This is a genomic window from Curtobacterium sp. Curtsp57 (assembly GCF_047324335.1).
In the GTDB taxonomy this organism is placed as follows: Bacteria; Actinomycetota; Actinomycetes; order Actinomycetales; family Microbacteriaceae; genus Curtobacterium.
Window position 1 is genome coordinate 2246410 of the sequence record NZ_CP168511.1, and the last position, 20586, is coordinate 2266995.

General features: G+C 71.0%; 20 protein-coding genes. 8 read left to right on the forward strand and 12 right to left on the reverse strand.

Features of this window, described 5'->3' with window-relative positions:
• Positions 1-78: 78 nt before the first annotated feature.
• Complete coding sequence (locus ACEN9V_RS10490; protein WP_413600261.1) at positions 79-1122, forward strand: carboxypeptidase regulatory-like domain-containing protein; 1044 nt, start codon at positions 79-81, stop codon at positions 1120-1122.
• Between the two features lie 85 nt (positions 1123-1207).
• On the opposite strand, the gene ACEN9V_RS10495 is transcribed toward ACEN9V_RS10490, so the two are convergent.
• Positions 1208-1942 (reverse strand): NYN domain-containing protein, encoded by a 735-nt coding sequence (locus ACEN9V_RS10495; protein WP_413600262.1) that lies wholly within the window; start codon positions 1940-1942, stop codon positions 1208-1210.
• 117 nt (positions 1943-2059) lie between these two features.
• Between ACEN9V_RS10495 and ACEN9V_RS10500 the strand changes: the two genes are divergently transcribed.
• Positions 2060-2623: a dihydrofolate reductase family protein gene (locus tag ACEN9V_RS10500; RefSeq protein ID WP_413600263.1), complete on the forward strand. Its 564-nt coding sequence runs from the start codon at positions 2060-2062 to the stop codon at positions 2621-2623.
• 22 nt (positions 2624-2645) lie between these two features.
• Here the strand turns inward: ACEN9V_RS10500 and ACEN9V_RS10505 are convergent, their stop codons facing one another.
• A complete protein-coding gene (locus ACEN9V_RS10505; RefSeq protein WP_413600264.1) occupies positions 2646-2993 on the reverse strand; it encodes a DoxX family protein in 348 nt (115 codons plus the stop codon).
• Positions 2994-3085: 92 nt separating this feature from the next.
• On the opposite strand from ACEN9V_RS10505, the gene ACEN9V_RS10510 reads away from it, so the two are divergent.
• A complete protein-coding gene (locus tag ACEN9V_RS10510) occupies positions 3086-3739 on the forward strand; it encodes a TetR/AcrR family transcriptional regulator (RefSeq protein ID WP_413600265.1) in 654 nt (217 codons plus the stop codon).
• A 7-nt stretch (positions 3740-3746) separates the two neighbouring features.
• Here the strand turns inward: ACEN9V_RS10510 and ACEN9V_RS10515 are convergent, their stop codons facing one another.
• From ACEN9V_RS10515 to ACEN9V_RS10535, 5 genes are all read right to left on the reverse strand, one after another.
• Positions 3747-5705, reverse strand: coding sequence for a DUF6807 family protein (locus ACEN9V_RS10515; protein WP_413600266.1), 1959 nt, complete (start codon positions 5703-5705; stop codon positions 3747-3749).
• On the reverse strand, positions 5702-6610 hold the full coding sequence (locus ACEN9V_RS10520; RefSeq protein ID WP_413600267.1) for a sugar phosphate isomerase/epimerase family protein: 909 nt from the start codon (positions 6608-6610) through the stop codon (positions 5702-5704). Before ACEN9V_RS10520 ends, ACEN9V_RS10515 begins: the two co-directional genes overlap by 4 nt.
• Positions 6607-7842 (reverse strand): DUF993 family protein, encoded by a 1236-nt coding sequence (locus tag ACEN9V_RS10525; RefSeq protein WP_413600268.1) that lies wholly within the window; start codon positions 7840-7842, stop codon positions 6607-6609. The genes ACEN9V_RS10520 and ACEN9V_RS10525 overlap by 4 nt, the downstream gene beginning before the upstream one ends.
• Positions 7839-9014 (reverse strand): Gfo/Idh/MocA family protein, encoded by a 1176-nt coding sequence (locus ACEN9V_RS10530; protein WP_413603053.1) that lies wholly within the window; start codon positions 9012-9014, stop codon positions 7839-7841. Before ACEN9V_RS10530 ends, ACEN9V_RS10525 begins: the two co-directional genes overlap by 4 nt.
• A 125-nt stretch (positions 9015-9139) precedes the next feature.
• Positions 9140-10228 (reverse strand): LacI family DNA-binding transcriptional regulator, encoded by a 1089-nt coding sequence (locus tag ACEN9V_RS10535; protein WP_413600269.1) that lies wholly within the window; start codon positions 10226-10228, stop codon positions 9140-9142.
• A 137-nt stretch (positions 10229-10365) separates the two neighbouring features.
• Between ACEN9V_RS10535 and ACEN9V_RS10540 the strand changes: the two genes are divergently transcribed.
• The 4 genes from ACEN9V_RS10540 to ACEN9V_RS10555 all read left to right on the forward strand — a co-directional run bounded on the left by ACEN9V_RS10540 (position 10366) and on the right by ACEN9V_RS10555 (position 14938).
• On the forward strand, positions 10366-11304 hold the full coding sequence (locus tag ACEN9V_RS10540) for a carbohydrate ABC transporter permease (RefSeq protein ID WP_281266515.1): 939 nt from the start codon (positions 10366-10368) through the stop codon (positions 11302-11304).
• Complete coding sequence (locus tag ACEN9V_RS10545; protein WP_413600270.1) at positions 11297-12226, forward strand: carbohydrate ABC transporter permease; 930 nt, start codon at positions 11297-11299, stop codon at positions 12224-12226. Before ACEN9V_RS10540 ends, ACEN9V_RS10545 begins: the two co-directional genes overlap by 8 nt.
• Before the next feature lie 43 nt (positions 12227-12269).
• Positions 12270-13586 (forward strand): ABC transporter substrate-binding protein, encoded by a 1317-nt coding sequence (locus ACEN9V_RS10550; RefSeq protein WP_413600271.1) that lies wholly within the window; start codon positions 12270-12272, stop codon positions 13584-13586.
• A gap of 110 nt (positions 13587-13696) precedes the next feature.
• Complete coding sequence (locus tag ACEN9V_RS10555; RefSeq protein WP_413600272.1) at positions 13697-14938, forward strand: MFS transporter; 1242 nt, start codon at positions 13697-13699, stop codon at positions 14936-14938.
• 149 nt (positions 14939-15087) lie between these two features.
• On the opposite strand, the gene ACEN9V_RS10560 is transcribed toward ACEN9V_RS10555, so the two are convergent.
• Positions 15088-15648 (reverse strand): hypothetical protein, encoded by a 561-nt coding sequence (locus tag ACEN9V_RS10560; RefSeq protein ID WP_413600273.1) that lies wholly within the window; start codon positions 15646-15648, stop codon positions 15088-15090.
• 103 nt (positions 15649-15751) lie between these two features.
• Between ACEN9V_RS10560 and ACEN9V_RS10565 the strand changes: the two genes are divergently transcribed.
• Positions 15752-16366, forward strand: a complete 615-nt coding sequence (locus ACEN9V_RS10565; protein WP_413600274.1) for a TetR/AcrR family transcriptional regulator — start codon at positions 15752-15754, stop codon at positions 16364-16366.
• Between the two features lie 104 nt (positions 16367-16470).
• On the opposite strand, the gene ACEN9V_RS10570 is transcribed toward ACEN9V_RS10565, so the two are convergent.
• From ACEN9V_RS10570 to ACEN9V_RS10585, 4 genes are all read right to left on the reverse strand, one after another.
• A complete protein-coding gene (locus tag ACEN9V_RS10570; protein ID WP_413600275.1) occupies positions 16471-17100 on the reverse strand; it encodes a pyridoxal 5'-phosphate synthase in 630 nt (209 codons plus the stop codon).
• On the reverse strand, positions 17097-17885 hold the full coding sequence (locus tag ACEN9V_RS10575; protein ID WP_413600276.1) for a creatininase family protein: 789 nt from the start codon (positions 17883-17885) through the stop codon (positions 17097-17099). The genes ACEN9V_RS10570 and ACEN9V_RS10575 overlap by 4 nt, the downstream gene beginning before the upstream one ends.
• Positions 17882-19243 (reverse strand): FAD-binding oxidoreductase, encoded by a 1362-nt coding sequence (locus ACEN9V_RS10580; RefSeq protein WP_413600277.1) that lies wholly within the window; start codon positions 19241-19243, stop codon positions 17882-17884. Before ACEN9V_RS10580 ends, ACEN9V_RS10575 begins: the two co-directional genes overlap by 4 nt.
• Positions 19244-19354: 111 nt before the next feature.
• On the reverse strand, positions 19355-20548 hold the full coding sequence (locus ACEN9V_RS10585; RefSeq protein ID WP_413600278.1) for an ABC transporter substrate-binding protein: 1194 nt from the start codon (positions 20546-20548) through the stop codon (positions 19355-19357).
• Positions 20549-20586: the final 38 nt, after the last annotated feature.

Below are 20586 nucleotides of genomic sequence, written 5' to 3' on the forward strand. Positions count from 1 at the left end.
CGTGACGCGAGCACGAGTCCTCGGTAGCATCACTCCACCGTGGTCAGGGGTGACCGCGCCAGGGATCAGGGGCCCACCATGACCGCACGACGATGGACGACGGTCGGCATCACGGCCGCGATGACGATGATCGGCGTGCTGGTCGCACCGGTCACCGCCAGCGCTGCGGTCCCGGACGGCGACGGGACGCTCACCGTGATGCTGACCGACCCGGACAAGCAGCCGATCGCCATGGGTGGTGTGGCCGTGGACCTGCGCGCCGCGGACGGCGGCACCGCCGCGTCGGCGACGAGTGACCAGCGCGGACGCCTGACGTTCGAGGACGTCCCTGCCGGGACCTGGACGCTCCACGGCGAGCGCGAGGGATCGTACGGCTTCGACGACACGATCCCCGTATCGCGGACCGGGGTCGTCGTCACACCGGGTGGCCACGACACCGTCGTGCTCGTGATGCGAAGGGGTGCGTCGATCGGCGGTACGGCGCACAACCCGTACGGCGCGGACCTCTCGGGCGCGTCGGTCGTCGTGCGCGGCTGGAACACCGGCACCGTGAAGCGCACGGTGACCTCGCCGGACGGGCACTACTGGGTGCACGGGCTGCCGAGCGACGACTACAGCGTGCAGGTCAACGCGCACGACGAGACCCTCGACTCGTGGCCGGCACTCCGGAACGAGTCGTGGGGGTTCCACCGCGACCCTGGCTCCACGGCGGCGCGCACGTACGTCCGGGTGTCGCACGAAGCGGTCGGCCGCGACGAGACGGTGCTCGACGGGATCGACGGCAGCGCGACCGAGGGCGTCACGCTCACCGGCATCGTCAACCCACAGCTCGACACCGACTTCACCAACGCCATCGTGCACGTGTACGGCGAGTCCATCGGCAGTACGTTCGACACCCGCATGAGCTACTGGTCCCCGGGCCGCGGCGGGACGTTCGGCGCGGTGTTGAGCGCCGGGCGGTACAAGGTCGAGGTCGTCGGTTGGTCGCCGAGCCAACGTCGGTACATCTCGTACTGGTACGGCGGCGAGGGCAACCGGCCGGTCGCAGACCGGGCGTCGTCGCACACGATCGTGATGAGCGGAGACCAGAGCCGCTCGATCTCCTTCTGGAGCACGCGCTGACGGACTGCGCCCGACCGCCGCGTCCGCAATGAGAAAACCCGGCCCCAGAGGGGCCGGGCGGTATGTCACCCATCATACACGAGGATCACCAGCCAGGTGGTCGCCGCGCTCGGCCGCACACCGACGGAAGTTGCGCCGAGCGTGTCTCCGCGGCAGTCAGCTGATGCCACCAGTGGGCTCCTACCCCATCCGTGGCGTCTCCGTTCAGCTTGCCAGCCGGGTACCCGGGCGTCGGGTTGACGAGCCCGACCGGGACGACTGTGCGCACGTACCGGATCGGGAACTCGAGGTCGCTGTCGTTGCTGATCACGATCGCCGCGTCGATCCGGGCGGTGAGGACGTCGATGAGCAGGTGGGACGCTACGTTGACGTCCGAGCCCTTCTCCTCTCGGCGTGCGACGGAGGCCATGAACGTGGCATCGGGGACATCTGATCCGAACTGGTCGCGTACCTGCAGGGGCCAGTCCGCTCGGGTCAGCTGCGGGCGACCACGACGTCCCGGGGTCGCGAGTGGTGCCGTCGCGACGCGTGAGACGTAGTTCCCGAGGGCGAGCACGTCGATCGAACCGTTCTGGTCGAGAGCACGGAGGTACGTGTCCTGGTCGTGCTGCCCTGCGGTGTTGTCGGCTCCGTTGACCCTCGCGGTGCAGTAGACGACCCGGGACACGTGCGCATTCCTCCACGCACTGCCGGGTCCGTCGAGCAGGTTCGTCGCGAGCGTGCGGAGATCGAGCCAGCGCCATCCCGGCGTCGAACGCCCGCAGAGCGCGCGGGCACCGTAGTAGAGGTTGAACCCGTCGATGTACACGCCGACCCGCATGCGGTCACGGTAGGGAGACGCAGCTGCGCGGCGGAGCCGGTGCGCGTGATCTGTGGACAACACCTCGTTGCGGGCTACGCTGCGAGCCACCGAGCAACGCCGACGAGGAGGTCGCGCATGCACAAGGTCACGTACTCGATGACGGCGTCCCTCGACGGGTTCACCACGGACGCCGGCGGACGCTTCGACTGGAGCGAGCCGGACGACGAGGTCTTCCGGGTCTTCCTCGACCAGCTCCGCGGCGTCGACGTGCACCTCATGGGGCGGAAGCTCTACGAGACGATGCTGTTCTGGGAGACCGCGGACGACGTGCCAGGTCTGAGCGACGCCGAACGCGAGTGGACGACGATCTGGAAGGCGCTGCCGAAGGTGGTGTTCTCGCGCACCGTGACGTCGGTGAAGGGCAACGCACGCCTGGCGACGGACGGCATCGAGGAAGAGGTCGCCCGGCTGCGCGCGGCCCCCGGCGACGGCGACATCGCGATCGGTGGCCCCGAGCTCGCAGCCCAGATCGCCGGCCTCGACCTGATCGACGAGTACCAGCTCGTGGTCGTGCCGGTGCTCGTCGGCGGCGGGACGCCGTACTTCGCGCACGCCGGCGCGCACCGGCAGCTCGAACTCGTCGAGGCCCGCGTCTTCGAGGCCGGGTCGGTCTTCCTCCGCCACCGCGTCACGCGTTGAGCGGACGCGGTCCGGACCGCGTTCAGAGCGCGAGCAGCAGGACCACCAGGGTCGCGACCGACAGCACGAGGAGTGCAGCTGCGCCCTGCAGGCCCTTGTCGCGCGCCCGCACGTGCGCGACGATCGCGCCGACGAAGTACACGATCGAGCCGATGGCGGCAGCGATGCCGAGCGCCGGGATCCACAGCCCCGCGACGAGGCCGATCGTGGCGAGGACCTCGAGCACCCCGAGCACGCGCATCTGCGACGGGGTCACGTGCACCGACGCCATGTTCGCCCGCATGGGCGCCGGGCCGACGAGCTTCATGACACCGGACCCGAGCATGGCGGCGGCGAGGACGAGGGACAGGATGACGGCTGCGATGTGCACGGGGTGCTCCAAGTGATGAAACGGACAGTAGTGTCCGATTCAATCCGGACACCACTGTCCGTATTCCCGGATCGCCGTCGTACACTCCGATCGTGAGCGAGACCCCCGCGAGAGCACCTCGGAAGGACGCCCTCCGCAACCGAGCAGCGATCGTCGAGTCGGCGTGCACGGCCTTCGCGGAGCGGGGACTCGACGCCCCGCTCGAACCGATCGCCGCGGCCGCAGGAGTCGGCAACGCGACGCTCTACCGGCACTTCCCCGAGCGCGCTGCCCTGTGGGAGGAGGTCCTCCTGGCACCGTTGCAGGAGGTCCTCGACCTGGTCCACGAGTGCGCCGCCCTGTCCGAAGGGGATCCGTGGAGCGGCTTCGCCACCTTCATCCGGCGAACAGCGGAGATCGAGGCGCGGCGCGAGGGCTTCAGCGACCTGATGACCACTCGGTTCACGGGCGCTCCGACGCTCCTCGCCATGCGTGCGGAGATCCAGACCGGCCTCGAGTCGCTGTTCCGTCGCGCGCAGGACTCCGGCTCGATCCGGGCCGACGCGGCGCTCGAGGACGTGGCCGTCCTGCAGCTCTCGATGTCGAGCACGATCGCGGCCTTCGGCGAGGTGGCCCCACAGCTCCACAGACGATGGGTCGACCTGCTCCTCGATGCCCTTCGAGCACCGGGAGCGGAACGAGAGCCACTCGGTGGGTCACCCCTCCGGCCGAACCAGATCTGGCGTGCGGTGATGCGACGGCGGTGAGCTCCGGTCAGGCCAGGTGTCGGAGCAGCGCAGCGGCGGGACGACGGCCGTCGGCGACGACCCCACGGAGCGAGCGGACGAAGGGGTCTCCCGGCGAGACGGTGACGGGCTGCTCCCACGCGATCGCCGTACCGATGCCCGGGTAGTCGGTCGCCCGGACGAACCACGGGTCACGCGACGAGGACGTCAGCAGGACCGTCGCCGGCCCGGTCGCTCCCGGGGTCCCGGCGAAGTCCGCCGCCCATCTGACCCACGGTGCCCGGGTGCCGAGCACGGCGTCCTCCCCGTCGGCGTCGGCCGTGGAGACCTCGACGCCCGAGCACGGCGGGAAGCGCCAGAACCACCCGCCGTACCCGGCGCGCGCCCGACCGTTCGACCCGGGGCTCCCGAGCGTCACCGGCCGGTCCCCCACGGGTTCGAGTGAGGTGGACAGGTCCAGCAGCCAGCAGTCACCGTCGAGCGGTCGGGACCGCATCGTGCGGACCTCGCGGAGCTGGTCGGCACCGTCGCGATCGACCCACGTCAGGGACGCCGTGATCGAGTCGGCGTCCCGCTCGAGGTCGTCCAGCCGCTGCCGCCCGTGGTCGTCCTGGTCGACGTACCCGCGCCCGTGCACGTACGTCCCGCCGCCCCAGGTGTTCGTCCCGTCGACATCGGCGACGGTGAACCCCAGCCCGAGGTGCCAGTCGTGGTCAGCCGGTCGACGGGCGGTGAGTTCGACGCCGCCGAGTGTCCGGACGGGGTGCAGGAACGGGCGAGGGGACGAGGACGGTGTGGTCCCGGCGCCGTCCTGCAGCACGAGGAGCGGTCCTGCACCGGCGGTGGCCACCACGGCGTCCCGACCGGCTGACGCCCACGGGGCGCCGGCGTCGACGAACGTCCCGTCGAGGTCCGCGGCCGCCCGGACCCAGCGCTCGACGTCCTGCACGACCGGGTGCTCGTCGGCGCCGGTCCCGACGACCTCGACGAAACGGGGTTCGATCCTGGTGGGCTCCGGTGCGGTGCGCATCGCCTCGACGACCCGCATGAACGCACCGGTCGAGTCGAGGGGCACCAGCAGCGGGACGCCGTCGGCACGGTGGGCCAGGAGGTTCTCGAGCAGGTCGGTCCTCGTACCAGGAGTCACCGCGCCGTCCGGACCGACGACCTCGTCCGTCGTGTACCGGAAGGAGACGGTACCGCGGTCGCCGACGACCTCGACGACCGGTGCCGCATCCGCCGGGCCCGACGCCGCCAGGGTCAGGGCAGCGGAGACGGACGGTCGGTCGGCGTCGAGCGGAGCGGGCACGATCCGGAGCGCCGTGGTGTCGTCCGCGTCGATCGCGTTCGCCCGGTAGGCATCGACGTCGACACGCTCCACGTCCTCGACACGCTGGACCCCGGCGATCCGGAGCGCCGTCGCCACCGCGTGCGCGAGCGGGTTCGTGACGACCCCGTCCACGACGTCGACGCCGTCGAGCGAGCGTCTTCCGGCCCAGGGCGAGCGCTTCCAGTACGCCGCGCGACGCACCCACGTGCCCATCGCCCGCACGTGCCGGACCTGCCCGATGCCGAACCGGTCGACATCGAGGTCGTCGAGCACGTGCGACCCGAGGCTCTGGAACCCCACCTGTACGACCCGGCCGGTCTCGCGCTGCACGGCGAGCAGGGTCTCGAAGTCCGCCATCCGGGCGAAGGGCGGCTTCTCGAGCAGGACGTCGGCACCGGCACGGAGCGCCTCGGCAGCGACGGTCGCGTGCACGGGGATGGGTACCGCGGCGATCACGACGTCCGGCACGCCGACACCCGCGAAGGCGTCGCCGAGTGTGGGGAAGAGCGGAGCGCCGACGGCATCGACATCAACCACGAGGGGGTCGACCAGCCCGATCAACCGGACCGCGCCCGCCGCCTGCAACCGCCGCAGGTTCGCCAGGTGCACCGCCCCGAAGCCGCCCACCCCGACGAGCACGACCGACGCCCCGGTCATCGGCGAGCCACGGGAACGCACGCGTCGAACGCCGCGACCACCCGTTCGGCGACGACGTCGGCCGGTGTGTCCCAGACGTCCTGGTTGAACACCTCGACCTCGACGTCCCCGGTGTACCCGGCCGCGTCGACGGCCTCGGAGACCGGGCCGAAGTCGATGTGCCCGTCCCCCATCAGGCCGCGCGACAGCAGCGGGTCCGCGGCGATCGGCGTGACCCAGTCGCTCACCTGGTAGGAGGCGATCCGGCGCTCCCTCCCGGCTCGCGCGACCGATCCGGGCAGAGCAGGGTCCCACCAGACGTGGAAGGTGTCCACCACGACCCCGACGACGGCCGGGTCGAACGGCGCGGCGAGGTCGAGGGCCTGCGCGAGCGTCGACACGACAGCCCGGTCGGCCGCGTACATCGGGTGGAGCGGCTCGATCGCGAGCTGCACGCCCGCTGCGGCCGCTGTCGGTTCGAGTTCGGCGAGCGCGTCGGCGACCCTGCCCCGCGCCCCGACCAGGTCCGTCGATCCCGACGGGAGTCCCCCGGCGACGAGCACCAGCACCGCTCGCGATCCCGGGGCTCCCGCAGCCGCCAGTGCCGCCGTCTCCTCGATCGCCCGCCGGTTGTCGTCGATCGCCGCCCGCCGGACCGCGCCCTCGACGGGCGTGAAGAAGCCGCCGCGGCAGTGCGACGACACCCGGAGCCCGGAGTCGGCGAGCATCCGCGCGGCCTCGTCGAGTCCGACGTCCTGCACCGGCTCACGCCACGTCCCGATCGCACCGATGCCGGCGGACCGCGTGGCGGCGATCGCCTCGGCGAGCGACGCGGACTTCACCGTCGCCTGGTTGAGCGACAAGCGCGGGTGCGCCTCGGCGCGCCCACCCACCCGCGCGCCCGCGCCCCCCGCCACGGTGCTCACGCGACCACCGCGTTCCTGGAGCCGCCGCGCGGACCGGCACCGAGCCTCCCGGCCGACCCGACCGGCACCCCAGCCAACGTGAGCAGACCGTGCCAGCGCGACGCGGCGAGGTCCGGGTCCTCGAGCGCGCCGCAGGCGTTCGCGAGGCGGACGGTCTCGGACAGCTGCGGCAGACTGCGCGCCGCGTGCATGCCACCGACCATCGTGAAGGCGGGCTGGTGACCGTTCAGCCAGGACAGGAAGGCGATTCCGGTCTTGTAGTGCCAGGTCGGCGCGGCGAAGACCTGCCGAGCGAGCGCCTCCGTCGGACCGAGGACGCTGCGGAACCCGTCCGCGTCGCCGCGGTCGAGCGCCTGCACCGCCGACGCCGCGATCGGCGCGATCGCGGCGAAGGCCCCGAGCAGCGCGTCGGAGTGCCGACCGGCCTGCTCGGACATCAGGTCGACGTAGTGGAAGTCGTCCCCCGTGAACATCCTGGCGGTCCCGGGGAGCCGCGAGCGGAGCGCGACCTCGGCGTCCGCGTCGAGCAGGCTCATCTTGATGCCGGCGACCCGTTCGCCGGCATCCGCGATGATCCGGAGGACGGTCTCGGCCGCATCCGAGACGGAGTCCGCGGACGCGGACGCGGACCCGAAGTACCCCTCGAGCACCGGGTCGAACGCGGCGCCGAGCCAGTGCAGCACCACCGGCTGCGTCGCGGCGGCGATCACCCGCTCGTACACGTGTCGGTAGTCGTCGGCCGTCCGGGCCGCGCGCGCCAGGTGCCGACTCGCCATCACGACGGCGACCGCACCGTGCTCCTCGGCGTGCCGGAGCTGCGCGACGTACGCGTCGACGATCTCGTCGAGGGTGGCACCGTCGGACGCGATGTCGTCGGTGTTCACGCCGACCACGATGCGCCCACCGACGGAACGGGCCTCTGCCGCACTGCGCCGGACGAGTTCCCGCATCGCGACCGGGTCGAGGCCCGCGTTGCGCTGCGCGGTGTCCATCGCGTCCGCCACGCCGAGCCCCCACGACCACAGGTGGTGCCGGAACGCGAGGGTCGCGTCCCAGTCGATGTCCGCTGCGGCACCCGGGGTGTTGTCGCCCGCGACGCGCGGGACGACATGGGCCGCCGCGTAGACGACCCGACTGGTGAGCGGTCCGCGCGGCTTCGTCCACACCGGGGCCTCGCGGAGCGGGACGCCGGCCGTGGTGCCATCAGGCGCGAGGAGCGTCAGGTCCGTCATGCGGTCACCCGGGTGTCGTCGGACTGGAGGCTCGGTGCGGCTCCGTCGCCGAGCCGCAGGTCCGGCAGGTCGATCCGTCGCCCCTCGCGGTCCGACCGCAGACCGGCTTCCGCCAGCGCCACCCCGCGCGCACCGGAGAGCAGGTCGTACGGGTGCGGCGCGTCCTCGACGACGTGGCGCACGAACTGCTCCCACTGGACCTTGAAGCCGTTCTCGAAGACCTCGTTGTCGGGGACCTCCTGCCAGCCGGCGCGGTAGTCGTTGTCGTCGCGGATGTCGGGGTTCCAGACCGGCTTCGGCGTGGTGCTCCGGTGCTGGACCCGGCAGGCGAAGAGCCCGGCGACGGCGCTGCCCTCGGTGCCGTCGACCTGGAACTCGACGAGCTCGTCGCGGTCGACGCGCACCGCCCAGCTCGAGTTGATCTGCGCAGTGATCCCGCCTGCGAGGTCGAAGATGCCGTACGCCGCGTCGTCCGCGGTGGCCCGGTACCGTTTGCCGTGCTCGTCCACGCGCTCCGGGATGTGGGTGACCGCACGGGCGGAGACGGACTCGACCCGGCCGAACAGGTCCTCCATGACGTAGTTCCAGTGCGGGAACATGTCGACGACGATGCCACCGCCGTCCTCGGCGCGGTAGTTCCAGCTCGGGCGCTGCGCGGCCTGCCAGTCGCCCTCGAAGACCCAGTAGCCGAACTCCCCGCGGACGCTGAGGACCCGTCCGAGGGCGCCGGACGCCAGCACCCGACGGAGCTTCCTGAGCCCCGGGAGGAACAGCTTGTCGTGCACGACGCCGTTCTTGACCCCGGCGTCACGGGCCGCGCGGGCGAGGTCGAGGGCGTCGTCGAGGGTCTCCGCGGTGGGCTTCTCGGTGTAGACCGCCTTGCCTGCGGCGATCGCGCGGCGGAGTGCTGGGACGCGGGCACTGGTCACGAGGAAGTCGGCGTAGACGTCCCAGCGCGGGTCGGACAGTGCGGCGTCGAGGTCGGTCGTCCAGTGTTCGATGCCGTGCCGGTGCGCGATCTCGGCGAGCTTCGGTTCGGAGCGCCCGACGAGCAGCGGCTCGACCTGCACGCGGGAGCCGTCGGACAGCAGCACGCCGCCCTGCTCCCGGATGGCGAGGATCGAGCGGACGAGGTGCTGCCGGTACCCCATCCGGCCGGAGACGCCGTTCATGATGATGCCGAGTGGTGGTCGTGACACGGAGTCCTCCGGTGATCGTCGGTGATCGCGCACGGATGCCGTGCGGAAAGCGCTTACCGCACGGTACACCGATGCACACGCCGAGGGAAGGCCCGTCGTCAGGCGAGCCTGGTGCTCGCGCGGAGGACGACCTCGCCGGCGACCACCGCGGGCACGTCCTCGCCGAGGGCCGCCTGGACGGCGAACTCCCCGATCGTCTCGAGCGGCAGGTGCACGGTCGACAGCGCGGGCACCACGTCAGCCAGCGTGCCGACGTCGTCGAACCCAGCGACCGCGATGTCCCGCCCCGGTTCGAGCCCGTGGTCGCGGATCGCGGCGAGCGCCCCGACCGCACTGACGTCGTTGACCGCGAAGACGCACCCGGGGCGGACCCCGGCCTCGAGCAGCTGCGTCATCGCGGCATGGCCACCGTCACGCGTGAACACCCCGGCGACCACCCGGTCGTCCGCCAGACGGATCCCCCGGCGCGCGAGCCCGTCGACGAAGCCCGTCGCCCGTGCCCTGGCGGTGACGACGTCCGGCTCCCCGGCGAGCACCGCGAAGTCCCGGTGCCCCTCGTCGACGAGCGCCTCGGCGAGCGCAGTCGCTCCCGCGCGGTTCCCGATCACGAGCGGGATGACGGCGGTCGGCGATGCGGCACCCTCGTCCGACACCAGGGCGACGACCGAGGCGCCACCGCCACGCAGGAGCTCCACGCCCGCTGCGGCCGCGCTGCTCGTCCTGCGACTCACGGCGAGGACGACCGCGCGCGGCCGGAGTCCCGCGACACTCCGCAACACCGACGCCTCGCGCTCCGCGTCCCCCGCGGTAGAGGTGATCACGAGCACGAGGCCGGCCCGGTCGGCCGCCCGCATCGCCCCCGCGGCGATCTGTGCGAAGTACGGGTCCGTGATCTCGCCGACGACGAGCGACACCACCGTCGTCGCCCCACGCGCGACGGCCTGCGCCTGCACGTTGGGCATGTACCGGAGTTCCCGCGCCGCCGCCTCCACCCGCTCGACGTACTCGGGACGCACGCGGCGGGTGCTGCCGTTGAGCGCTCTGGACGCCGTCGCGAGCGAGACGCCGGCCGCGCGGGCGACGTCCTCCAGGGTCGCGCCGCTGCGTTCCACCACCTCGTACCCCGTCCCGGCCTCGTGTTCTCGGCCGACTCCAGCATGGCAGGCGAGGGCGCACTCGACGCTCATGACCGGCGGTCGGCACGATCTTGGAAAGCGCTTGCCAAGGTTGGTTACAACGATTACCGTGGCGCCCAGTCACCGACACCACCATCAAAGGAGATGGGAATCGTGCAACGCAGCAACTCCATGACGGCGAGCTCCAGGTGAGTGCGCTCGGCGAACTCCGTGCACTCCGCGCACGAGACGCCCAGGGGAAACGCATCCCCGCTTCCCGGCGGGACGACAAGGCCGCGGCCGTCTTCCTCGCCCCGTGGCTGATCGGCATGGTCGGGATCACCCTCGGCCCGATCCTCGCCTCGCTCTACCTGTCCTTCACCAACTACAACCTCCTGCAGAACCCGACGTTCACCGGCCTGACCAACATCCAGCGGATGGTCGAGGACACCAACCTCGGCAGCTCGCTCGTGGTGACGCTCGTCTACACGGTGGTCTCCGTCCCGCTGCAGCTCGCGGCCGCCCTCCTCGTCGCCGTGCTGCTCGACCGCGGGATGCGGGGGCTGTCGTTCTACCGGTCGGTCCTCTACCTGCCGTCCCTGCTCGGCGGCAGTGTCGCGATCGCGGTGCTCTGGCGCCTGGTGTTCGGCGGCGACGGACTGCTCAACGCACTCCTGGCGGTCTTCGGCATCCAGGGACAGTCCTGGATCGGGTCCCCGAACACGGCCCTCGGGACGCTGATCATCCTGCACGTCTGGACCTTCGGGGCGCCGATGGTGATCTTCCTCGCCGGGCTCCGGCAGATCCCCCGGCAGTACTACGAGGCGGCCTCCACCGACGGGGCGACCCGCTGGCGGCAGTTCCGGTCGATCACGCTGCCGCTGCTCAGCCCGATCGTGTTCTTCAACCTGGTGCTCGGGATCATCGGGGCCTTCCAGTCGTTCACGCAGGCCTACGTGATCTCGAACGGCACTGGAGGGCCGACGAACTCAACCCTCTTCATCACGCTCTACCTCTACCAGAAGGCGTTCGGCAGCCTGCAGATGGGATACGCCTCCGCGATCGCGTGGCTCCTCCTGCTCATCGTCGGCGCCGCCACCGCGCTCAACTTCTGGGCCTCGAAGTACTGGGTCTTCTACGATGACTGATCACTCGACCGCGCTGCGTCCCGCGCCGGCGACGCCCCCGGCGGACCGCCGGCCCGATCCCCGACCCGACACGGTCCGCGTCGCGAAGGCCCGCGGCTCACGCGCCGGCAGCATCGCCAAGCACACCGTCCTCATCCTGCTGAGCCTCGTGATGCTCTACCCGGTGCTCTGGATGGTGGTGAGTTCGCTCCGCCCCGACGGGCACATCTTCGACAACCCGAGCCTCGTGCTCAACACCTTCGACACCGAGAACTACACGACGGGGTGGAGCGCCCTGCAACGCCCGTTCGGCGTGTACCTGGCGAACTCGGCGATCATCGTGATCGGCGCCATCATCGGCAACCTCGTGAGCTGCTCCCTCGCGGCCTACGCGTTCGCGCGGCTGAGCTTCCGGTACAAGCGGCTCGCGTTCGGCGCGATGCTCGTGACGATGATGCTGCCCATCCAGGTGCTCATCATCCCGCAGTACGTCATCTACTCGCAGCTCGGCTGGATCAACACGTTCCTGCCGCTCATCGTGCCGAAGTTCCTCGCCACGGACGGCTTCTTCGTCTTCCTGATGGTCCAGTTCATCCGCGGGATCCCGCGGGAGCTCGACGAGGCCGCGCGCATCGACGGCGCAGGGCACGCACGGATCTTCTTCCAGGTGATCCTGCCGCTCATGAAGCCGGCGCTGGCGACGGCGGCGATCTTCACCTTCATCTGGACGTGGAACGACTTCTTCAGCCAGCTCGTGTTCGTCACCGCGCCGGACAAGTACACGGCGTCCGTCGCCCTCCGCCAGTTCATCGACCCGACCGGGCAGTCCGACTTCGGCGCCCTCTTCGCGATGAGCGTCGTCACGCTCGTCCCCGTGTTCCTCGCGTTCCTCTTCGGCCAGCGGTTCCTCCTCAGGGGCATCGCGACCACCGGCGGCAAGTGAACCGCCCCACCCGATCGATCCACTCACCAGAGCAAGGAAGACCATGCACCTGAGATCACGCGTCATCGGCGCCGTCGCGATCGCCACCGCCTCCGTCCTCGCCGTCGGCGGCTGCGCCGTCGGCAACTCGAACGGCGGTGGAGTCGAGCTGAGCAAGGACCCCGTCACCATCTCCCTGAACTGGTGGGGCGCCGGGGCCCGCGTCACCGCCACCGAAGCGGCGGTGAAGGCCTTCGAGAAGGAGCACCCCAACATCACCGTGAAGACCCAGTCCACCGACTGGGGCAGCTACTGGGACAAGCTCGCCACCACCGTCGCCGGCGGCAGCGCGCCGGACGTCATGCAGTTCGACCAGATCTACGTCGCCTCGTACGCCCAGCGCGGCGCGATCGCCGACCTCGGGCAGTACAGCAAGTACCTCGACACCTCGGACCTCACGAAGAACGTCCGCGACACGGGCCAGTACGACGGCAAGCTCTACGCCGTCCCGATCGGACTGAACTCGATCGGCGTCGCCGTGAACCGGACCGTCCTCGACGAGTACGGCATCGACATGCCCTCCGCGAAGGGGTGGACGTGGGACGAGATGAACACGGTCGCGAAGGAGGTCACCGAGAAGTCCGGCGGCAAGGTCAAGGGTCTCGACCCGTTCGGCGGCGACACCCCGTCGCTGACGCTCTGGGCCCGCCAGCACGGCGGCGCGGTCTTCGATGACAAGGGCAAGGTCGTCCTGAAGCCGTCCATGCTCGCCGACTACTGGCAGTACGCGCTCGACCAGATCGACGCCGGGGTCACGCCGAGTCCGTCGCAGCTCGCCGAGGGCACGAACGCCGCGCTCGACCAGTCCGACATCGCCACCGGCAAGGTCGCGATGACGTTCATCCCGTCCAACCTCAGCGCGTACCAGGTCGCAGCGCCGTCGCAGAAGCTCGACATGCTCCCGATGCCGGCCGCCGCCGATGCGAAGAAGGGCTGGCAGTACCTCAAGTCCTCGATGTACTGGTCGATCTCGAGCAAGTCGAAGCACCCGGCGGAAGCGGCTGAGCTCATCGACTTCCTGACGACCAGCCCGAAGGTCGGCAAGATCTTCGGCGCCGAGCGCGGCATGCCCGCGAACCCCGCGTTCCAGAAGCAGATCACGCCGGACCTCAGCGGCTCGGACAAGATCGTCATGGACTACGTGAAGCAGGTCACCGCAGAGTCCGGTCCGCCCGCACCGATCACGCCGGTCGGCGCACAGGACGCGGACACGCTGCTGGCCCAGATCTGGCAGAACGTCCAGTTCGGCAAGACCACGCCGAAGGCGGGGGCCGAGCAGTACGTGACGCAGCTGAAGAAGGCCATCCAGGACGCGCAGTAGGCGCGACCGCAGACCGGACGGGAGGCACGGTGCCAGCTGGCACCGTGCCTCCCGTCCGTCACACTGCCGACCGCGGGAATGGAACCCGCGTGTCCGGGTTTGACCCCTCCATGACATCGTCAGCCCAGCGCCGTGGGTGGCTCAGCGTCCTCTCCGTCGCACTCGGTTCCTTCGTGCTCGTCCTCTCCGAGTTCCTGCCCATCGGGCTCCTCCCCGCGATCGCCGCCGACCTCGACGTCCCGGTCGGGACCGCCGGCTTGATGGTCGTCGCGACCGGACTCGTCGGTGCCGTCGCCGCCCCCGTCGTGACGGTGGCGACCTCGCGCCTCGACCGTCGTGTGGTCCTCGTCGCCCTGACGGTGCTGCTGGTCGTCGCCGACGGCCTGGCGGCCGTCGCGCCCACGTTCGCGGTCCTCCTCGCCGCTCGCATGCTGCTCGGGGTCGGGATCGGTGGCTTCTGGGCGATCGGTGCCGGGATCGCCGGGAGGCTCGTCCCGGCCCCGTCGGTCATCCGCGCGACCTCCTTCATCACCGCGGGCGTCTCGGTCGCCACCGTGGTCAGCCTGCCGCTCGGCGCGTTCGTCTCCGCGCTCGGCAGCTGGCGCCTCGGGTTCGTGATCGGCGGCGCGCTCGGGCTGGTCGCGCTGGTGCTCCAGCTGGCGATGCTGCCGAGCATCCCGGCGGTGCAGCGGGTGCGATTCGCCACGCTCGGCGCACTGCTCCGCGTGCCGAGGGCCCGGGTCGGGCTCATCGGCGCCGCGTTCGTCTTCGCGGCGCAGTTCGCGGCGTACACCTACGTCGCGCCGTACCTGCAGGAGCTCGTCGGTGTCGGGCCGGAGACGATCACCCTCGCGCTCCTGGTGTTCGGCGTGGCCGGCATCGTCGGCAACTTCGTGGCGGGGGTCACGCTGAGCCGGAACGTGCTCGGCACGATCGGGGCGTCCAAGATCGTCCTGGCCGCGGCCGTGATCGCGCTGCCGCTGCTCGCCCACTCGGTCGTCGGGGTGTTCACCCTGCTCGTCGTCTGGGGCCTCGTGTGGGGCGCACTCCCCCTCGGGATGCAGACCTGGATGTCCACCGCGTCACCCGGCGGTTCGGAGACCGGTCTCGCGCTCTTCGTCACCACGATCCAGCTCGCGATCGCCGCGGGATCGGTGCTCGGCGGCGTCGCCGTGACGTCGTTCGGGATCGCCGCGGACTTCTGGTTCGCCGGTGGCATCGCGGTCGTCGGGGCCGTCGTGCTGGTCGGCCTCGGGCTGCGCAGTGGGAACGCGGTGCCGGTGGCGTCCACCGACGTCGTCGTCCCCGCGTCGACCGGCCCCGTCCAGACCGTCTGCCCGACCGGGGCCTGACCCGGCCGCGCGCCGGCCGCGCGCCGCCCGCCGCATCGAGTGCGCGGAAACGGCGAGCAGATCGCCCCCGAGAACGCATCATCTGCGCTCTCGCTCTGCGCGAGCAGGGTGACGACGGACGGGAGGGTCGTGGCGGGGCCGCGACGGGCCTACAGGCTGGCTGCGCGCCGCAGGCGCAGTGCCGAGACGAGGAAGAAGACGCCGCCGAGCACCGCGTAGCCGGCGAGGCTCGTGAGTCCCGTCCCGCCGTTCAGGCCCTGCGAGACGAACCCGGCACCGGCGAGCACCGAGATCCCTCCGCTGAGGATCATCGGCCACTGTCCACCCATGCGGTGACGCGCGACGGCGAGGACGAGCTGGACCGCACCGGCGGTGATCGCCCACGCGCCCCAGACGACGAGGACCGCCGGCGCGCCCGACATTGCGGCGATGCCGAGGCCGATCGCCGCGAGCAGGCTCAGCGCCATGTTCAGGACGAGTGCCCGAGCGGACTTGGTGTCCCGGGACGACCGGTGGTCCCACACCGCAGCGGCGAGGTCGACGACCGGGTAGAGCACGAGCAGCACCACGACCGTCGCGGCGAGCGTCGGGAGCGTGGCGGCGGTGACCGCGAGGGCGATCGCCCACAGGACGGCGAAGCCGAAGCGGAAGAAGTACAGCCGTCGGAGGGAGGAGGCGACGTTCGAGGTCGCGTGCTCGATGGTGGTCATGGCGGAGTCCGTTCGTGGAAGATGAATGTAGAGTTACTAGTACGTCTACATCGAGGACTCTAGAGTTGGGTCCGTCGAGACCGCAAGCCCCGAGGGAGAAGTCGTGACCGCCGCCACCGCACCGCGCAGGAGTGCCGTCGCGACCAGGGAGCGCATCCTCGACGCGGCGACCGAGCTCTTCGCCGCCTCGGGCATCCGCGGCACGAGTGCCGATCGGGTCATCGATCGGGTGGGGATCACGAAGGTCACGTTCTACCGGCACTTCCGCACGAAGACGGACCTGGCGGTGGCCTACCTCGAGGCCCAGGCAGACGGCGAGCGCGGAGCCTTCTCGCACGTGACGGACGGGCGTCACGGTCTGGATGCGGCCCGAGCGATCGCATCCCTCATCGGGGAGGCGAGCTGCCTGCCGGGGTTCCGCGGCTGCCCGTTCATCAACGCCGCGGCGGAGACCCCCGACCCCGACGATCCCGTCCGCGCCGTCGTCCGTCGGCACCGGGAGTGGATGCGCGACTTCTTCGCCACGATCGCCGCCGACGCAGGCGCCCCCGACCCGGACGTCACGGCAGGCCAGCTCATGATGCTCCGCGACGGGGCGATGGTCGGCGGGTACCTGGCCGAACCCGACGCGATCGCGGGCGAACTCGACGCTGCGTTCACCGCCGTCCTGGACCGCTCCCGGCAGCCCGCCGCCGCAGAGGAGGAGCGAACCAAGTAATTCAGGCAGGAACCTGTTTTGCTTGTACGACAACGCCATGGAACTCGTTCGGGAGCACATCGCCCCGATCTGACCATCGGGCGCCCCGTCCGGTGGTCGGACCGTCAGCCCGGCCAGCGCTCCGAGGTCCACGTGCCGTCCCCGTCCCGTTCGAACGCGAGCCGGTTGCTCGGCGCGTCCGTCGCACCACGCCAGAACAGCATCCGCACGGGCGTGATCGCGTAGCCGACCCAGGTGTCGGGCGGATCGAGCACGGCGTCCCGGTGCTCCGCGATGAACGCCGCCCAGGTCGCGCGCCGCACGTCGTCCTCCGCAGCGGCGAGCGGGTGGTCGTTGACCCAGGCGAGCACCTGCAGGTACTGGGTCCTCGCGGCGTAGGCGGCCCGAGCTTCCTGGTCGGTGACCGGCGCGACGTCCCCGGTGACGACGAGCTGTCGAGCGGCCTCCGGCCAGACGATCGTGGCGGTCGCCCTGGGGACCGCCGCGACCTCGGCGGCCTTCCGGCTCCTGGAGTCGGTGTGGAAGTGCAGGCGCTCCCCGTCGAACGCGGAGAGCAGCACGGTCCTCGCCGACGGGTAGCCGTCGAGGCCGATCGTCGACAGCGTCATCGTCACCGGCGTACCCGTGCCGGGGAGCCACGACGCGGCGAGCGCCAGGGGGTCCGCCGGCGCCGCAGAAGCAGAACCGGAACCGGAACCGTCCGCGGTGGCCTCGCCCGGCAGCACCGACGTCACCGCCGGACGGCGGGGTCGAACCGTGCGATCTCGTGGAGCGACGCGACCGCCTCGTCGAGCGACACGTCCCACAGCGCCTTGCCGTACTCCGCCGTCGCGCGGCTCGCGTCCCCGATGACACCCGGTGTCCCGAAGTCGTTCGACAGCCACCCGAAGCTGACCGGGCCGCCGTTGAACCGGATGCGCTCGAACTCGGCCAGGTGGTCCGGCACCCACCGTTCGGCCTTCGACATGTCGACGAGGTCCGGACGCAGGTGCAGGATCATCGAGGTCTCCGCCGCGCCGCCGTGGATCCCGAGGCCGCGCTCGTCGGCGTCCTCGCCACCGGGCCCAGGCACGCGCGCCAGGGTCGGCATCAGGAACGTCTTCAGCCCGAACCGCTTCCGGATCTCGCGCAGCGCGACCTGCAGCAGCGCGACGTTCCCGCCGTGTCCGTTGGCGAACACCAGCGTGCCGGCACCGGTGAGGGCGACGGCGCGGCCGACCTGCACGACGGTGTCGAACATCGTCGCCTCGTCGAGCCACACGGTGCCCGGCGCCCAGCTGTGCTCGTCCGACTTCGTGAACGCCAGGGTCGGGAGCCGCCACACGTCGAGCCCCTCGGTCGCCGCGCGCTCGACGGCCGCGCCGCCGATGTGGTCCGCGAGCAGGAAGTCGGTCAGGAGCGGCAGGTGCGGTCCGTGGTGCTCGACGGCGCCGGTGGGCTGGACGACGATCGTGTCGGGCGTGAACCGTGCCGCGACCTCGGGGCCGGACAGCTCGGCGAGGTTCCTCGTCCCGCTCACTTGCCGAATCCCGGGATGCTCGGCTGCGCCGACGCCGTGGACCCGCCGGACTCGACCAGCGCGGGGTCGATCACGTGCCCGGGGTTCAGCAGTCCGGCGGGGTCGGTGCGCTGCTTGAGCGCGACGAGTTCCTCGACGCCGTGGTCGACGTAGTACTGGTGGGGGCTGTGCACGCGGACGCCGAGGTCGCGGAGTGCCGGGTAGCCGGCGTAGACGTCCTCGGCGCCGGTGTACGGCGCGGTCAGCATGCCGATCGGCCCGATGTGCGCCGCCTCGATGTGCAGCATGGCGCCCGGGTACACCGCCTCGACCTCGGCGATGCGGTCGATCAGCGCCTCGCCGCCGACCTCGACGTGGAACCAGACGGTGTCCGGCGAGTTCCGCTTGAGCCACCAGATCGGGTGGTTGTAGGACAGCATCGAGACCTTGGTCGTCTGCTGGAGCCCCTCGCGGACGTCCTCGACGGTGCCACCCGCTGCCTCGATCAGGTCCCGCGACTCCTCGAGCACGACGGCGTCGATGATCCCGCGCAGGCTCGCCCGGTCGACGGCGATGGCGGGGTCCTTCGGCAGCTTCGCCGCGATCTCGGCTCGGTCGGCACTCACGAGGCGTGGTGCCGGGGTCGTCCCACGGAGCGTGCGGACCGCGGTGAGCGCCTGCTCGAAGGTGGGGAACGTCGCGTACACGGCCCGCCAGTCCTGCAGGGGCTCGAGCCGCACGGTGGCGCGCGCGATGACCCCGGCTGTGCCGTAGGTGTGCACGAACGTCTGCGCTTCGGCGCCCTCGACGTGCAGCAGTCCGTCCTCGCCGGGGAGCGCGATGTCGAGCGCGGTGACGAAGCCCTCCCAGTTCGATCCGTGCGAGATCGACCCGGTCCCGCCGGAGCCGCCGGACAGGAAGCCGCCGATCGTCGACTGCGCGGTGGACGGGTACATCCAGAGCTGCTGCCCGGCGGCCGCTGCGGCCTGTTCGAGCGAGACCATCGAGGCGCCGGCCTCTGCCGTGACGTACCCGTCGCCGACCTCGACGACGGCGCGCGCCCGCGAGGTGTCGAGCACCACACCGCCGTGCAGCGGGATGCCCTGGCCGTAGTTGCCGGTTCCCTTGCCCCGGGTGGTGACGGGGACGCCGTGCCGCGCCGCGAGCTGCAGGACGGCGGCGATCTCGTCGGCGCTCGCGGGGTACGCGACCAGGTCGGCGAGGCCGAGGGGGAGCTGTTCGGTGAGGATCGGGCTCATCGTCGCCTCGTCCACGGACGCGCGTTCGCGCGTCCGCTGGTCGGTGCTGACGCCGCGGTCGCCGAGCAGGTCGACGAGCGCGACCCGCAGGGTGTCGAGGGATTCCTGGGTGGCGGGCATTGGGGGCTCCTGTGGGGTGGTCGGACGGGAGGCTCGGTGACGGTCCGGCACCGAGCCTCCAGAACGGTGGGTGGGGCCGACCACCGCGATGGCGGCCGGCCCCGTGGCCGGCTAGAAGCCGAACCCGATCTTGTCGTCGAGGAACTTGTTCGTGTAGAGGTCGTCGGCCGTGAGGCCGGCCTTCACGTGTCCGCCGGATGCGTCGAAGATCGGCTTCGCCTTCGCGATGAAGTCCGTCATCCGGTCGGCGTCCATGTCGCCGACGTAGGCGTTGTCGCCGTCGGTCGCGACCTTCAGCTTCTTCATCTGCTTGACGGCGAACGCGCCGACCTGGGCGTCGTAGGTCCAGCCGTTGTTGTACTGCTGGACGAGCTGGTCGATCAGGTCGTTCGTCGGCGTCGGGTCCTTGAAGTAGTCGACGTCGGCCTGCTGCATCACCGGCACGAGCTTCTCCAGGCACGGGCTCAGCTTCTCCAGGTCACCGCTGCGGACCGACATGGTCTCGGGGTACGGGTTCCACCCGGTGCTGGAGATGAGCGAGTAGTCCACCTTCTTGCCCCAGGCTGCGACCTCGTTCTGGTAGATGTACGGCTCGGCGGTGGCGAAGCCCTGCTGCGCGTCCTTGCCGCCGGCCGAGACGAACTTCGACGGCGTGCCGTCGTAGCTGCCGTCGAGGACGCTCTTCGGCAGGTTGCCCGACTGCTCGAGGTAGGTCATGTACGCGGCACCGCTGAAGTAGCGCACGACGCCGTCGTTCTTCTCGAGCGCCTTGCCGAGCGACTTGATCGAGTCGACGTCCTGGTACTTCGACGGGTCCCACATGAGCACCATCGGCGACTGGTCGTTCTCGGCGAACACCGCGGTGGTCGGCAGGTTGTCGGAGAACTGCACGGCCTCGTCGGTGGAGACGTAGCCGAGGGTGATGTCCTTGTCCTGGTACATCTGCGAACTGACGGTCGAGTAGCCGATCGCCGGGCCGCCTGCGCGGACCTCGAGCTGCACGCCGGTCGACTTTCCGTTCGCGTACAGGTCGCCGGTGACGGACTTGCCGCTCGCGTCGATCTTCGGGTTCGGTCCGAGCATCTGGTACAGGTGGCCGTGGTCGGCCTCTGGGTTCCAGTCGGTCTGGACGACGACGGTCGCCGGGCAGACGTCCGACAGGTCGACGGCCGGGCCGCTCGCCGTGGACGCGGTCGACGTGCTGTCGCCGGTCGCGGCGCCGGATCCGCTCGCACAGCCGGTGAGGGCGATCGCGGTGACGCCGAGGGCGGCGGTCGCGATGCCGAGGCGGGTCTTGATGCGCATGGGTGCTCCGTTCGTGGTGCTGTTCACGTGGTGCGTCG